Below are 14,499 nucleotides of genomic sequence, written 5' to 3'. Positions count from 1 at the left end.
ATGAGCAACGCCATCGAGACGGCCGCGAACCGCCGGCGGGAGGTCTTCGCCGCCGTGTCGTCGGCCGACGGCCCCGAGGACGCGGTCCGCGCCATCGCGAGCCTGCTATCGGTGTCCCCCGACGAGGCGGGCGAGGTCCTGCGGGCCCCACTCGAGGCGTTCGCCGGCTCCCCCTCCGGAGGGCCGGCTGGCGGGGCCGGACAGGGCTTCACCCTCCGTCCCTTCACGGAGTCCGAGGAGCACACGTCCCTCTATCACGCACGCTCGTCCGATGAGACGTCCGCGACCGGCGGGACCTGGGACCGGGAGAAGACCGAGCAGGAGTTGCGGAACGGTCTGGACCGTATCGAGGCCGAGTCGGCGATGTGGTTCGTGGCGGTCGACACCGACCGTGACGCGCCCATCGGGCTCGTCTTCGGTGAGCAGATCGACAACGGCGACGTCGATGTGGCCATCTGGATCCGCCCCGAGGAGCGCAAGAAGGGCTTCGGGCTCCGGTCGCTCAAGGAGAGCCGCCGCGAACTCGCCGCGTTCTTCCCCGGCAAGCACCTGATCGTCCGCGCACCGATGGCCGGTAACCGGTGAGCGGAGCCGGTCCCACCCCCGAGACCGGCGTCGACGACCCGAGGCGCGGCGCGCCGTGGGTCGTGGGCGTCATCAAGGTGATGTCGCGGGTCAACACGTGGGCGTACCGGGTGTCCGGCGGGCGGGTCGGCGGCTCCTGGCGGGTGGGTTCCGCGCTGCGGGCCCCGGTCCCCGTGTGCCTCGTGACGACGACCGGCCGCAAGTCCGGCGAGCCGCGGACAGTGCCGCTGCTCCACCTCCCGGACGGGGACCGGGTCCTGCTCGTCGCTTCCCAGGGCGGACTCCCCAAGCATCCTCAGTGGTACTACAACGTGCTGGCCGACCCGAACGTGACGGTCCAGGTGGGTCGCCGCCGTCGCGCGATGACGGCGAGGGAGGCGACCCCGTCCGAGCGCGCCGAGTTGTGGCCCAGGCTCGTCGAGCGCTACGCGGACTTCGCCGATTACCAGGCCAACACCAGCCGGGTCATCCCGGTCATCATCTGCGAACCGAAGACCTGACCGAGGCGACCGGCTGAGGCCGGGGTTCCCGACCGGGAGCCCCGGCCTCAGCTGATTCTTCGATGGAGTGTCTCTTCTCTGGTTCGCACGGCGCCGGTGACCCGCTCCTGCGGCTTCACACTGCGGCGTTCTCACGTGGGTGAACAACATTTTCGCCACTCTGATCACTTCATTAACATCTTCTGAGAAGGGCGTTGACACCAGCGCTTTCTTAGAGGATTCTCATCGAAGTGAAATGGTGTGGCCGGCGACCTCGTGGTCGACACGGTTCCCAGGAAACCGCAATGACCCGAGAGGACCTTCCGTGAACAAATCAACCAGGGCCGCAGCCGTCGCTGCCACCGCGGCGCTCGCCATCTCCGGCGCGACCGGTATCGCCAATGCCCAGAGCGCCTTCCCCGACCTGGGGATCATCGGCGATCTGCTCGACCCGTTCACCGGCTCCGCCGGTGACCTCGCCGGCGGTTCGTCCGGCCTGAACCCGCTCGAGGGCTCCTCGGCCCTGCCTGGCTCGGGCGACTTCCCCGTTCTCAGCTCCGAGCCACTCGGTGGATCGTCGACCTTCGACTCGTCCGAACTGCCCGCTCTCAGCTCGGAGCCGCTCGGAGGCTCGGCGACCTTCGACTCGTCCGAACTGCCCGCCCTCAGCACCGATCCCCTCGGCGGCTCCGCGGCCCTCCCCGAGACCCTGACCGGGTCGCTCGGGACCGTTCCGCTGTCCTCCGAGCTCCTCGGCGGTTCCGCGGCGCTGCCCGCGTCGTCCGAACTCCCGCCGCTGTCCACCAACCTCCTCGGCGGCTCCGCGGACTTCCAGTCCACCGAGGCCGGCTCCACCGATATGGCCCCGCTGTCCACCAACCTGCTCGGCGGCTCCGCCGAGTTCGGTTCGTCCGACCTCGCGCCTCTGACCGGTTCCGACGGCATGGGTTCCACCGGCATGTCGCCGCTGTCCACCGAACTTAACCTCCTCGGAGGCTCCGCGGAACTGCCCCCGCTGTCCGCCAACTTCCCGGACGGTTCGACCGAGGGCATCGGCGGCTCTGCGGAGCTCGTCGGTGAGGGCATCGCCGGGTCGCTGACCAACGGTTCCGCCAACCAGCTCGCCGGGTCGGTGGAGAGCAACTCCGCCGACCCGATCATCGGCTCGATCGCCGAGGGCGGCATCCTCCCGGCGCTGTCCGGTTCCATCTCGGAGACCTCCGGATCCCTCTCGGGCAACGGCGGATCGACGGGCCAGAGCTCCGATCTGATCACGGGATCGACCGGTGGCAGCGCCGAGGTCATCACCGGTTCGTTCGGTGAACTCACCGAGGTCAACGGCTCGCTCACCGCGCTCACCGGGTCTCTCGAGAACGGCTCCATGCAGGGCACCTTCTCGACCAACCTGGGTTCGGAGATGGGCGCACTCGCCTCCCTCGAGAGCTTCGCCAGCCTCGGCGAGAGCGGCACGGGGAGCCTGCTCCCGGTCCTGGCCCTGGGAGCGTCCGCCGGAGGTGGCGCCATGGTCGCGACGGCCGCCGCGAACGGGACTCTCGCTCTCCCGCCGCTGCCCGGCCTGCCGCCGCTGCCGACCGTCTGCGACCTCCCGCAGGCCCAGGTCGACCAGTTGGCCGGCCTCGGTTCCGTCGACGCGCAGCAGTGCCCGGAGCCCGGCGCCTGACCTCGCCCGCCCCAACCGGCTCGCGAAACGAGGAACCCCGCACCATCACGGTGCGGGGTTCCTCGTTGTCGTGGCGGAGTCAGCGAGCCCCGTAGACCGGCACCGGGGTGGGCGACTCGTCGAGCAGACGGGGCACGAGCGACCCGAGCTCCGCGGGCTCCCACTTGGCACCCTTGTCCTCGGACGCGGCACGCTGCCACCCGTCGCAGACGGTGACCTTGCCGCCCTCGACCTCGAACACCCGACCGGTCACCTGCGCCGACTCCTCGGAGCCCAGCCACACGACCAGCGGCGAGATGTTGGCCGGGTCCATGGCATCGAAGGACCCGTCCTCGGGCGCGGCCATCTGCGAGGCCATTCCCTCCCCCGCGGAGGTGGTCATGCGGGTCCGCGCGGCCGGAGCGATGGCGTTGGCGGTGACCCCGTAGCCCTTCATCTCGGCGGCGGTCTGGATGGTCAGCAGCGCGATGCCGGCCTTGGCCGTGGCGTAGTTGCCCTGGCCCACCGATCCGAACAGTCCGGCGCCGGACGAGGTGTTGATGACCCGGGCCTGGCGCGGGCGACCGGCCTTGGACTCGGCGCGCCAGTATTCGGCGGCGTGCCGCAGCGGCGCGAAGTGGCCCTTGAGGTGGACGTTGATCACGTTGTCCCAGTCCTGCTCCCCCATGCCGACGAGCATCTTGTCGCGCAGGAAGCCGGCATTGTTCACCAGGACGTCGAGCCCGCCGAAGGTGTCGATGGCCTGCTGGACGAGCTCGCGGGCCCCCTCCCACGAGGAGATGTCGTTCCCGTTGACCACGGCGTCGCCGCCGGCGGCCTTGATCTCCGCGACGACCTGCTCGGCCGGGGACTCCCCGACGTTCGATCCGTCCAGGCCCGCCCCGAGGTCATTGACCACGACCTTGGCGCCCTCGGCGGCGAAGGCCAGCGCGTGCTCGCGGCCGATCCCGCGGCCGGCGCCGGTGACGATGACGACGCGTCCGTCGCAGATTCCCATGGTTGTTCTCCTTGTTCGTGGGTGGTCAGTGCTTGTTGTCGGCGGTGGACGCCGAGAGGAACGCAGGCTTCTCGCCGCCGCCGTGGACCAGCAATTCGGCCCCGGTGATGTACGCGGCCAGGGGCGAGGCCAGGAATGCTGCGGCCTGGCCGACGTCCCGCGGGTCCGCCATCCGGCCCATCGGGATCGTCGCGTCGACGGCCGCCACGCCGTCGGAGTCCCCGTAGTGCATCTCGGCCAGCTCGGTCTTGACCGGACCCACCACGACGGAGTTGATGCGGACCGCGGGCGCCCACTCCACCGCGAGGGACTGCGTGAGCGAATCGACGCCCGCCTTTGCGGCGCCGTACGACGCGGTGCCGGGCGAGGGCCGGTGCCCGGAGACGGACGAGATGTTGATGATCGCCCCACCGGTCGGCTGCATGACCCGGTTGGCCTCCTGCGCCACGGTCAACGCCGACAGCAGGTTGAGGGCGACGATCTTGGCGTGGAAGTTGGCGCTGGCCTCCGCCGCCAGGGCGAACGGTGCGCCCCCGGCGTTGTTCACCACCACGTCGAGCCGCCCGTGGTCGGCGACGATGCCGTCGATCATCGCGCGCACCGCCTCGGCGTCGCGGAGATCGACGGAGTGGAACTCCAGATCGGCCACGTCGGAGCCTTCATCGGCGGGCCGGCGCGCGCAGGTGACGACCACCGCGCCGGCCTCCCGGAAGACCGTGCTGATGCCGGCGCCCACGCCGCGTACGCCCCCCGTGACGAGGACGACCTTCCCCGCCAGACCCAGATCGATGTTCGTCATGCGTGCTAGCCTACCAAGCAAGCGTTTGGTTAGTCACTGTGCCGTCCCGGACGGCGGTGGCGTGGGAAGGAGCTCCATGGGCATCAACGTCGACAAGGGCGCAGACGGGATAGCCACCGTCACGGTCGACTACCCACCTGTCAACGCCATCCCGTCCGCGGGATGGTTCGAACTCGGCGAGCAGATCCTCGCCGCGGGCCGCGACCCCGACGTCCACGTCGTGATCCTCCGGGCCGAGGGCCGGGGATTCAACGCGGGCGTCGACATCAAGGAGATGCAGGACTTCGAGGGGTTCGACCACCTGCTGGCCGCCAACCGCGGTTGCTACGTCGCGTTCAACGCCGTCTACGAGTGCGCGGTCCCCGTGATCGCCGCGGTGAACGGGTTCTGCGTGGGCGGCGGGATCGGCCTGGTGGGCAACGCCGACTGCATCGTCGCCTCCGACGATGCGGTGTTCGGCCTGCCCGAGGTGGACAGGGGGGCGCTCGGCGCCGCCACGCACCTGGCCCGGATGGTCCCCCCGCACATGATGCGCACCCTGTATTTCACGTCGCGCAACGTCACGGCGCAGCAGCTCCACTCGTGGGGCACCGTCTACAACGTGGTCCCCCGCGACCAGCTGGACGCCGCGGCACGCGACCTCGCGGAGACCATCGCGGCCAAGGACACGCGGGTCATCCGGGCGGCCAAGGAAGCCATCAACCACATCGACCCGGTCGACGTGAAGTCCTCGTATCGCATGGAGCAGGGTTTCACGTTCGAACTCAACCTCGCCGGCGTGGCCGACGAGCACCGCGACGAGTTCGTCAAGACGGGCCAGAACTTGGACAAACGAGACACACGAGACAAGCGATCCGAGAGGACGGGCGAGAACAAGTGAGCAGCACCCCCACCCCGCGCGACAAGCGCTCCAGCCTGGACGAGGCCGTCTCGCGCCTCTCCAGCGGCATGACGATCGGCATCGGCGGCTGGGGTTCCCGACGCAAGCCGATGGCGCTGGTCCGCGCGATCCTGCGTCGCGAGGACCTCACCGACCTCACCGTCATCACCTACGGCGGCCCGGACCTCGGCCTGCTGTGCTCGGCCGGCAAGGTCTCCAAGGCCTACTACGGCTTCGTCACCCTGGACTCGGCCCCGTTCTACGACCCCTGGTTCGCCACGCGCCGCACCGAGGGTTCGATCATCTCCCGCGAGATGGACGAGGGCATGGTTCGCGCGGGCCTCACCGCCGCCGCGCAGCGCCTGCCGTTCCTGCCGACCCGCGCCGGCCTCGGTTCGGACGTCTTCCGGTTCTGGGGCGACGAGCTCAAGACCGTCGACTCGCCGTACCAGGTCGACGGCAAGACCGAGACCCTGGTCGCGATGCCCGCCCTGCGCATGGATGCCGCGCTGATCCACCTGGACAAGGCGGACAAGCACGGCAACGCCGCGTTCACCGGCGCCGACGGGTACTTCGACGATCTCTACGCCATGGCCGCGGACACCGTCCTGCTCGAGACCGACGAGATCGTCGATTCCGCGGACGCCCTGATGAACGAGGTCGGCCCGCAGCGCATGCTGCTCAGCCGCATGTTCGTCGACACCGTCTCCGAGGCCCCGAACGGCGCCCACTTCACGTTCGCGGGTGGCTACGGCCGCGACGAGGCGTTCCAGAAGCACTACGCCACGTCCGCGAAGGATGAGACGTCGTGGAAGGCGTTCGTCGACGAGTTCCTGTCCGGGTCCGAGGAGGACTACCAGAAGGCCGTCACCGCGTTCGCGGAGAAGGTCGCTGCCGAGAAGGCCGCCCAGAAGGGAGCCAAGTGATGTCCGACGTCACCACCGAGTCCGCCACCACTCAGTCCATCAGCAGGGCCGAGTACTGCGCTGTCGCCTGCGCGGAGATCTTCGCCGGCGCCGGTGAGATCTTCGCCTCCCCCATGACCCCGATGGCCACCATCGGCGCGCGTCTGGCCCGGCTCACCACCGAGCCGGACCTGCTCATCACCGACGGCGAGTACCGATTCCTCGGCCAGACCCCGCCGCTGGGCAAGACCATCGACTTCGAGGGGTACATCCCGTTCCCCCGCGTGTTCGACGTCCTGCAGGCCGGCACCCGCCACGTGGTGATGGGCGCCAACCAGATCGACCGCTTCGGCAACCAGAACCTCTCCGCGTTCGGTGACGACGTGCAGAAGCCCACCCGCCAGATGTTCGGCCTGCGCGGGGCGCCCGGCAACTCGATCAACCACGCCACCAGCTACTGGGTGGGCAAGCACTCCTCCCGGGTCTTCACGGCGAAGGTCGACGTCGTCTGCGGCGTCGGTTACGACCGCTACACCGAGGGTGACCCCGCCTTCCGTTACCACCACATCCACCGGGTGGTCTCCAACCTGGGCGTGTTCGACTTCGGCGGCGCCGACCGCAGCATGCGTGCGGTCAGCCTGCACCCCGGCGTCACGGCCGACGAGGTCGCCGAGAACACGGGCTTCGAGATCGAGGGCCTGGCCGACGCCGCGGTCACCCGCGCCCCCTCGGACGAGGAGCTGCGCATCATCCGCGAGGTGCTGGACCCGCGCGGGTTCCGCGACCGCGAGGTGCCGGCCGCATGAACGCGCCGACACTGTCCACGGCCTTCACCGAGCTCGTCGGTGTCGAGTACCCGATCGTCCAGACGGGCATGGGCTGGGTCTCCGGACCCGAGCTGACCGCGGCCACGGCCAACGCCGGCGGACTGGGGATCATCGCCTCGGCCACCATGACCTACGCCGAGCTCGAGGACGCCATCGTGCGGACCAAGAAGCTCACTTCCAAGCCCTTCGGCGTCAACCTCCGGGCCGACGCCGAGGACGCCGCCGAGCGGTGCGAGCTGATGATCCGCCACGGGGTGAAGGTCGCGTCGTTCGCCCTCGCGCCCAAGCCGGAGCTGATCGCCCGGCTGAAGGAGAACGGCCTCGTCGTCGTCCCCTCCATCGGCGCCGCCAAGCACGCCGTCAAGGTCGCCTCCTGGGGCGCCGACGCGGTGATCGTCCAGGGCGGTGAGGGCGGTGGACATACCGGCCAGGTCGCCACCACCCTGCTCCTCCCCAGCGTCATCGACGCCCTCGGCGGCGCCGGCAACACCTCGATCCCCGTGGTCGCCGGCGGCGGTTTCTTCGACGGCCGCGGACTGGTCGCGGCACTGTCCTACGGCGCCGCCGGCGTCGCGATGGGCACCCGCTTCCTGCTCACCAGCGACTCGCAGGTGCCCGACGCCGTGAAGAAGCAGTACCTCGAGCGTGGGCTCCAGGACACCGTCGTCTCCACCCGTGTCGACGGCATGCCGCACCGCGTCCTGCGCACCGGCCTGGTCAACGCCCTCGAATCGGGCAGCCCCCTCAAGGGCATGGCCGCCGCCGTCCAGAACGCCAATAAGTTCAAGTCCATGACCGGGATGAAGTGGCAGCAGCTGGCCAAGGACGGCCTCAACATGAGGAAGGCGTCCGACCGGACGTGGCAGCAGATCGTCATGGCCGCCAACACCCCGATGCTGCTCAAGGCCGGGCTGGTCGAGGGCAACACCGAGGCCGGAGTCCTGGCCTCCGGACAGGTCGTGGGCATGATCGACGACCTGCCGAGCTGTGACGAACTGATCCAACGGATCATGACCCAGGCTCACGAACGGCTGGACGCGCTCCGCGAACTCCGCTGAAGTACCGCCCTCCGGACGCCCCCACCCATGTTCACAACGGGTGGGGGCGTCCGTATTCGATAATCACCACCTGTGGCGAACTCTTGGCTTATCCTTAGACGGTTCACATAACAGGCGGGCTCGGCCCGTCCCATCCCCTCCGGAGGAACCCCTCATGTCCCGTACTGCTCTCCGCACCGCCGCCGCCCTCGGTGCAGCCACCGCACTGACCGTCGCCGGCGCCGGCGTCGCGGCCGCGACCACGGCCGACACCGCGACCGACGGCAATACGGTCTCGGTGACCTTTACGCTGGACGGGGGCTTCATCGACGGGGACGCCTGCGGTGCGCTTCTCGCGCCGACCTCGACGGCCGCCACCCTCGCGGGTCAGCTCGCGACCGCCACCGACACGAATCTCCTGGCCACTCTGCAGAACATCAGTGAGGCCCCCGGAGTGGAACTCCTCAAGGCCAACGGCTCCCCGGCCGTTCTGCTGGGGACCTTCGGCGACATCGGCGTGGACTCGGCCACCGTGTCCGCCACCGTCGACTCCAACGTCTACGCGCTGGTCACCTACTGCTCGTCCGATGACGCGCCCGGGGTCACCCCGTTCCTCCTCGTCGGCGATCCGGTCGAGGCCGTTATGGGCAGTGTCGCCACCGGCAGCGAGGGTGACCTGCTCGGCACTGCGTCCGCGATGCTCGGGGAGGCCGACGGCGAGGCCGGTGGCGGCCTCGGCCTCGACACCCTCTCGTCCGCGCTCGGCGGCGAGGCGGAGGGCGAGCTCGACCTGGCCGTCCTGTCCTCCGCGCTGGGCGAGACCAATACCGAGAACTGACCCCTCACCGCGCCCGGGCCTACCGGCGCCACGAGACGGGCCCCGCACCGGCTGGTGCGGGGCCCGTCTCGTCATCGGGGGTCGTCGCCGTCAGGCGTCCAGACGCTCGATGATCGTCACGTTGGCGGTGCCGCCGCCCTCACACATGGTCTGCAGGCCGTAGCGACCACCGGTGCGCTCGAGCTCGTTCAGCAGGGTCGCGAACAGCTTGGCCCCCGTGGCGCCGAGCGGGTGGCCCAGCGCGATGCCGCCACCGTTGGGGTTGACGCGCGCCGGGTCCGCGCCGGTCTCCTTGATCCACGCCAGGACGACGGGGGCGAAGGCCTCGTTGATCTCCACCACGTCGATGTCGTCGATCGTCAGGCCGGTCTTGGCCAGTGCGTGCTTGGTCGCCGGGATGGGTGCCGACAGCATCATCACCGGGTCGTCACCGCGGACGGTGAGGTGGTGGATGCGGGCGCGCGGCGTCAGTCCGTACTTCTCGACGGCCTCGGCGGAGGCGAGCAGCCCTGCGGAAGCGCCGTCACAGATCTGCGAGGCGACGGCGGCGGTGAGTGAGCCGCCCTCGGCCAGCACGGGCAGCGAGGCCATCTTCTCGAGGGTGGTCTCGCGGGTGGTCTCATCGGCCTCGAGGCCGGCCATCGGCACGTACTCGCCGGCGAACCGCCCCTCGGCGATCGCGGCGCGGGCGCGGGCGTGGGACTGCAGTGCCCACTCCTCCATCTCCCGGCGGGAGATGTCCCACTTGTCGGCCATCATCTGGGCGCCGTTGAACTGCGAGATCTCCTGGGAGCCGAAGCGCTCGACCCAGCCGGTGGAACCGGTGAACGGGTCGTCGAATCCGTACTCGCGCCCGGCGAGCATGGCCGACGAGATGGGCAGGGCGCTCATGTTCTGCACCCCGCCGAACAGGATCACGTCCTGGGTGCCGGACCAGATGGCCTGTGCGCCGAAGTGGATGGCCTGCTGACTGGAGCCGCACTGTCGGTCGACGGTCGTGCCCGGGACGCCCAGGGGCATCCCGGCGGCGAGCCAGGCGGAGCGGGCGATGTTGCCGGCCTGGGGGCCGATGGTGTCGACGCAGCCGAAGATGACGTCGTCGACGACCTCCGGGTCGATACCGGTGCGTTCGACGACCGCCTTGATGACGTGCGCGCCCAGGTCGGCCGGATGCTGTCCGGACAGGCTGCCGCCGCGCTTGCCGACGGGCGTGCGGACGGCGTCGATAACGTAGGCCTCGCGGCCGGTCACGCTGGTCATGTGTCTCCTCGGGAAGGGGTGGGAAGGTCAGCCGACGGCCAGGCCGTCGAGCACGATGTTGAGGTATTGGTCCGCGATGGCCGCGTGATCGTTCTCGTCGTCGGGCCGGTACCACCGCACGGCGACCCACACCGTGTCGCGCAGGAAGCGGTAGGTGAGCCGCACGTCGAGGTCACCGCGGAATTCACCGGACTCCATCCCCCGGGTGAGCACGTCGGTCCACATCTCGCGGAACTCGGTGTTGCGCTCACGGAGGTAGTCGAATCGCGGGTTGCCGCGCAGGTGCTTGAGTTCGTCCTGGTAGATGGCGACCTCGTCGCGGTCGCGGTGGATGGCCTCGAACGAGGCGCGGACCAGCTGTTCCAGGGTCTCCCGCGGGCCGAGGCCGGCCTCCACGATCCGACGGTATTCGCCGAAGAGCGCGTCGAGGAATCCACGGAGGATCTCGTCGACGATCGCCTCTTTGGACGAGAAGTGGTGGTAGAGGCTCCCCGAGAGGATGCCCGCGGCGTCGGCGATGTCGCGGACGGTGGTCGCACGCAGGCCGCGTTCGGCGAAGAGCCCTGCCGCGATCGACAGGAGCTCCTCACGTCTGGTCGTGCTGGTCATACCCCGAGGGTACCAACCAAGCACTTGCTAGGTAGAGGTTCGGTCCTCCCCCGCGCCACCGAGCCCCCGGAACGGTCCCCGGGGGCTCGGCCACTGTCGCGCGGTCGGGTCAGGAACCGAAACCCAGGAAGACGTACTCCAGGGTCGCGATGAGTGTTCCGGGAATGTTGAGGACCCCGTGGACGATGTCGCCGAGGGAGCCGGCCGGCAGGGAGGGGGCGAGGCCGTCGACCGATCCGTCGATCGTCTCGTGGAGGTCGTGCAGTGAGCCACTGAGCATGGTGTTCTCCGTTCGGTCGGATCAGGCGGGGCCGTGGGAGCCGAAGCCCCAGAACAGGTTGGACGAACCGTAGAGGAGGGCCGCGGGCAGCTTGAGCACGCCACCGATGACGTTGCCGGCCGATCCGGCCGGCACGATGCCGTCCACGGATCCCCACAGGTCGTCAGCGAGCCCTCCGAGCACGCCGCTGAGGTCAATCATTCTTCATCTCCGATGGTCGAGGGGGTTGACGACACTCAGCTTAGTGAGGCCCCCGACTGCCCGCGTGGCAGTCCCCCGGATTGCCACGCGGGCACCGGGCGCGGCGCACGGGCGCCGCCGCCCCGCCCACCTCGCCGCTAGACTCCGGCGCATGCGGACCACCTCACCACTGACCTCCCGCCCCTGTCGCACCCGTGCCCTCGCAGCGTCGGCGGTGCTCGGCCTGACGCTGGGGCTGGGCGCGTGCGCGACCGGGGAGGGGAACGACGACGAGGGCGGCACCGCCACCACCACCGCAGCGGCCGAGTCGGCCGAACCGGCGGGGTCGGCAGCGTCGTCGGAGTCTGCAGTGTCGTCGGAGCCCGCCGATCCGGGGTCGACCCCGCCGCCCGGCAAGGTCGAGCAGCTCGTCCTCACCGCCGAGGACGCCCCGGAGGTCGGGCTGCAACCCGTCCCCGCGGATGAGATCGCCGGCGGGATGGACGCACTCGGCGCGTTCACGTCCGATGTCCGCGTGGAGCCGGAGCAGTGCGCGGACATCAGTCAGGACGGCCTGGGCGCGCAGTCGGAGCCGGACGCGATGGCGATCCAGGCCGGCCAGGTCGGGGGCACCTCGTTCGCGGTGGCCGTGACCCGGGTGACCGACGGCCTGGCCGCGCGTGCGCAGCAGATCGAGGACTGCCCGGTCATGACGGTCGCGTTCCCGCTCCAGGGCGAGGAGATGATCACCGAGGCGCAGAACTCGCTGCTGGACGTCGACGCCCCGGAGGGGGTCGAGGACTTCGCGGCCGTCGTCCAGGACAACTCGATGAACATGATGGGTCAGACCATCCGGACGTCGAACGTGATGATCACGGGCGTCGTCCGCGGGCTCGGCATCTCCGTCACCGCATCCGGCACCGACGGGCCGATCTCCGACGAGGCCCGGGACACCGCCCTCGAGCTCTTCGCATCGCAGGCGGAGAAGGTCCGGACCGCCTGATGCCGCTGCCCGTCAGGCGCGCTGCGAGGAGATGGAGACGACCTCCCCGGTGAGGTACGTGGTGTAGTCGCTGGCGAGCATGGCGATGGTCGCGGCGACCTCCCACACGTCGGCGGCCCGCCCGAAGGCCTCCTTGGCGGCGAGCTCGTCGAGCAGTTCCGCCGAGGCGGACTTCTCGAGGAACTTGTGGCGCGCGATCGACGGGGCGATGGCGTTGATCCGCACCCCGTAGTCGGCACCCTCGATGGCGGAGCAGCGGGTCAGCGCCATGACGCCGGCCTTGGCCGCGGCGTAGTGGGCCTGCGCCCGCTGCGCGCGCCAGCCCAGCACCGAGGCGTTGTTGACGATCACGCCGTTGTGCTCCGCGTCGCGGAAGTACCGCAGCGCCGCGCGCGTCGCGCGGAAGGTGCCGTTCAGGGTGATGTCGAGGACACGGTCCCAGTCCTCGTCGGTCATGTCGACGAGTTCGGTCTCGCCGCCGAGTCCAGCGTTGTTGATGAGCACGTCGATCCGGCCCAGCTTCTCCGCGGCACCGGCGATCAGCGCGTCGACGTCGGCGGTCGACTGGACGTTGCAGGTCAGCGACTCGATCTGCTGGTCCGGGAACTCGGCGGCGAGCGCGTCGCGGGCCTCGTTCATGCGGCGTTCGTGGAAGTCGGAGACCAGGACGTCGGCGCCCTCGAGCGCCGCGCGTCGGGCCGCCGAGAAGCCGATCCCGGTCCCGGCCGCCGCGGTCACCACGACCTTCTTGCCCTTGAGCAGTCCGTGTCCGGGGGTCTCCTCGGGGACGACGGCGAGGGGGGATTTCTGCTCGGTCATGACGGCCTTGCCTCTCGGGGTAGTCCGAGCACGCGCTCGGAGATGATGTTGCGCTGGATCTCGTTCGATCCGCCGTAGATGGTGTCGGAGCGGGTGAACAGGAAGAGCCGCTGCCACAGCGCGAGCTCGAGATTCTCGGGGTCGCGGAGGTCGTTCGGCGCACCCTCGGAGGTGTGGGTGGGACCGGTGAGGGACTGCGCCCCCTGCACCTCCATCGCGAGCTCGCCGAGGTCGCGGTGCCAGTTGGCCCACAGCAGCTTCGCGGCGGAGGCGTTGCCACCGGAGGAGTCGCGCTCGGCGAGGGTCCGCAGCGCGTGGGCACGGATCACCTTGAGCCCGATCCACGCGCGGGTGATGCGCTCGCGCACGGCGGGCACCTCGGCGCTGCCGTTGGCGCGGGCCATCGCGACGATCTCGTCGAGTTCGCGGGCGAAGCCGACCTGCTGGCCCAGGGTGGAGACCCCCCGCTCGAACTCGAGCAGGGTCATGGCCACCTTCCAGCCGTCGCCCCGCTCCCCCACGATCATGCCGGCGTCGGTGACCGCGTCGTCGAAGAAGACCTCGTTGAACTCGGACGTCCCGGTCAGCTGCTGGATCGGGCGGATCTCCACACCCGGCTGGTCGAGCGGGACCAGGAGGAAGCTCAGTCCCTTGTGCCGGCTCGTACCCGCTTCCGTGCGGGCCACCACGAACACCCACTGACTGAGGTGCGCGAGCGAGGTCCACACCTTCTGCCCGTTGAGGTGCCACCTGCCGTCGTCCCTGAGTTCCGCGGTCGTCGCGACGTTGGCCAGGTCGGACCCGGCGCCGGGCTCGGAGTACCCCTGAGCCCACAGTTCGGTGACGTCGATGATCCGCGGCAGGAAGCGGTCCTTCTGCTCCTGCGTCCCGTGGGCGATGAGGGTCGGGCCGAGGAGCGTCTCACCGAGGTGGGACACCCGCGCCGGGGCGTCCGCCTTGGCGTACTCCTCGTGGAACCGCACCTGCTGGCTCAGCGACGCGCCGCGCCCGCCGTGCTCGACCGGCCAGCCGACGCAGGTCCACCCCGCCGCCGCCATGTGCCGCTCCCAGGCGAGGCGTTGCGGGAAGAACTCGTGTTCGCTACCGGGGCCGCCGACTCCCTTGATCTCGGCGAACTCGCCGACGAGGTTGGCATCCAACCAGGTGCGGAACTCCGCCGCGAACTCGTCGTCGGTCATCTCCGACGCGGGCGTGCGCTTCTCGGGTGCCGTGCTCTCGGTCATACGCCCACACTACCAAGCACTTGCTTGGTTTGCCGGAACCGCCCTCCGCCCACGCCAGGATCGGTTTGGATGACGC

17 protein-coding genes are annotated in these 14,499 nt (G+C 70.0%); 9 read left to right on the top strand and 8 right to left on the bottom strand.

Annotated elements, in window-relative coordinates; genetic code table 11:
* The 3 genes from NR111_RS04630 to NR111_RS04620 all read left to right on the top strand — a co-directional run bounded on the left by NR111_RS04630 (position 1) and on the right by NR111_RS04620 (position 2,745).
* Positions 1-585 (top strand): GNAT family N-acetyltransferase, encoded by a 585-nt coding sequence (locus NR111_RS04630; RefSeq protein WP_096906030.1) that lies wholly within the window; start codon positions 1-3, stop codon positions 583-585.
* Entirely contained in the window at positions 582-1,085 is a 504-nt protein-coding gene (locus tag NR111_RS04625) for a nitroreductase family deazaflavin-dependent oxidoreductase (RefSeq protein ID WP_374210688.1), read from the top strand. The genes NR111_RS04630 and NR111_RS04625 overlap by 4 nt, the downstream gene beginning before the upstream one ends.
* Before the next feature lie 304 nt (positions 1,086-1,389).
* Positions 1,390-2,745, top strand: coding sequence for a hypothetical protein (locus NR111_RS04620; RefSeq protein ID WP_256820080.1), 1,356 nt, complete (start codon positions 1,390-1,392; stop codon positions 2,743-2,745).
* A 79-nt stretch (positions 2,746-2,824) separates the two neighbouring features.
* Here NR111_RS04620 and NR111_RS04615 read toward each other — a convergent pair whose 3' ends face one another.
* Both NR111_RS04615 and NR111_RS04610 read right to left on the bottom strand, forming a co-directional pair.
* Positions 2,825-3,742: an SDR family oxidoreductase gene (locus NR111_RS04615; protein ID WP_256820079.1), complete on the bottom strand. Its 918-nt coding sequence runs from the start codon at positions 3,740-3,742 to the stop codon at positions 2,825-2,827.
* A 25-nt stretch (positions 3,743-3,767) separates the two neighbouring features.
* Positions 3,768-4,541: an SDR family oxidoreductase gene (locus tag NR111_RS04610; RefSeq protein ID WP_163375488.1), complete on the bottom strand. Its 774-nt coding sequence runs from the start codon at positions 4,539-4,541 to the stop codon at positions 3,768-3,770.
* Positions 4,542-4,617: 76 nt separating this feature from the next.
* On the opposite strand from NR111_RS04610, the gene NR111_RS04605 reads away from it, so the two are divergent.
* From NR111_RS04605 to NR111_RS04585, 5 genes are all read left to right on the top strand, one after another.
* Complete coding sequence (locus NR111_RS04605; RefSeq protein ID WP_256820078.1) at positions 4,618-5,421, top strand: enoyl-CoA hydratase family protein; 804 nt, start codon at positions 4,618-4,620, stop codon at positions 5,419-5,421.
* On the top strand, positions 5,418-6,347 hold the full coding sequence (locus NR111_RS04600; RefSeq protein WP_256820077.1) for a CoA-transferase: 930 nt from the start codon (positions 5,418-5,420) through the stop codon (positions 6,345-6,347). The genes NR111_RS04605 and NR111_RS04600 overlap by 4 nt, the downstream gene beginning before the upstream one ends.
* Positions 6,347-7,132: a CoA-transferase subunit beta gene (locus tag NR111_RS04595; RefSeq protein ID WP_154828927.1), complete on the top strand. Its 786-nt coding sequence runs from the start codon at positions 6,347-6,349 to the stop codon at positions 7,130-7,132. Before NR111_RS04600 ends, NR111_RS04595 begins: the two co-directional genes overlap by 1 nt.
* Positions 7,129-8,211, top strand: a complete 1,083-nt coding sequence (locus NR111_RS04590; RefSeq protein ID WP_096906035.1) for a nitronate monooxygenase family protein — start codon at positions 7,129-7,131, stop codon at positions 8,209-8,211. The genes NR111_RS04595 and NR111_RS04590 overlap by 4 nt, the downstream gene beginning before the upstream one ends.
* 154 nt (positions 8,212-8,365) lie before the next feature.
* Entirely contained in the window at positions 8,366-9,028 is a 663-nt protein-coding gene (locus NR111_RS04585; protein WP_256820076.1) for a hypothetical protein, read from the top strand.
* Positions 9,029-9,118: 90 nt separating this feature from the next.
* Here NR111_RS04585 and NR111_RS04580 read toward each other — a convergent pair whose 3' ends face one another.
* The 4 genes from NR111_RS04580 to NR111_RS04565 form a co-directional block, all read right to left on the bottom strand.
* Complete coding sequence (locus NR111_RS04580; RefSeq protein WP_096906037.1) at positions 9,119-10,288, bottom strand: acetyl-CoA C-acetyltransferase; 1,170 nt, start codon at positions 10,286-10,288, stop codon at positions 9,119-9,121.
* 27 nt (positions 10,289-10,315) lie between these two features.
* Positions 10,316-10,897, bottom strand: a complete 582-nt coding sequence (locus NR111_RS04575; RefSeq protein WP_120284559.1) for a TetR/AcrR family transcriptional regulator — start codon at positions 10,895-10,897, stop codon at positions 10,316-10,318.
* Positions 10,898-11,006: 109 nt separating this feature from the next.
* Positions 11,007-11,177: a hypothetical protein gene (locus NR111_RS04570; protein ID WP_156523482.1), complete on the bottom strand. Its 171-nt coding sequence runs from the start codon at positions 11,175-11,177 to the stop codon at positions 11,007-11,009.
* A 21-nt stretch (positions 11,178-11,198) separates the two neighbouring features.
* Positions 11,199-11,378 (bottom strand): hypothetical protein, encoded by a 180-nt coding sequence (locus NR111_RS04565; protein ID WP_067711812.1) that lies wholly within the window; start codon positions 11,376-11,378, stop codon positions 11,199-11,201.
* 151 nt (positions 11,379-11,529) lie between these two features.
* Here NR111_RS04565 and NR111_RS04560 point away from each other — a divergent pair, with 151 nt between their 5' ends.
* Positions 11,530-12,360, top strand: coding sequence for a hypothetical protein (locus NR111_RS04560; protein ID WP_256820070.1), 831 nt, complete (start codon positions 11,530-11,532; stop codon positions 12,358-12,360).
* A gap of 12 nt (positions 12,361-12,372) precedes the next feature.
* Here the strand turns inward: NR111_RS04560 and NR111_RS04555 are convergent, their stop codons facing one another.
* Positions 12,373-13,179 carry an SDR family oxidoreductase gene (locus tag NR111_RS04555; RefSeq protein ID WP_067711807.1) on the bottom strand — a complete coding sequence of 269 codons (807 nt, stop codon included), beginning with the start codon at positions 13,177-13,179 and terminating at the stop codon, positions 12,373-12,375.
* Entirely contained in the window at positions 13,176-14,423 is a 1,248-nt protein-coding gene (locus NR111_RS04550) for an acyl-CoA dehydrogenase family protein (RefSeq protein ID WP_256820069.1), read from the bottom strand. Before NR111_RS04550 ends, NR111_RS04555 begins: the two co-directional genes overlap by 4 nt.
* Between the last annotated feature and the right edge of the window lie 76 nt (positions 14,424-14,499).

The sequence above is a fragment of the Dietzia sp. Die43 genome, from assembly GCF_024519835.1.
Lineage (GTDB): Bacteria > Actinomycetota > Actinomycetes > Mycobacteriales > Mycobacteriaceae > Dietzia > Dietzia kunjamensis.
This window is presented reverse-complemented; position numbering and strand designations above follow the sequence as displayed.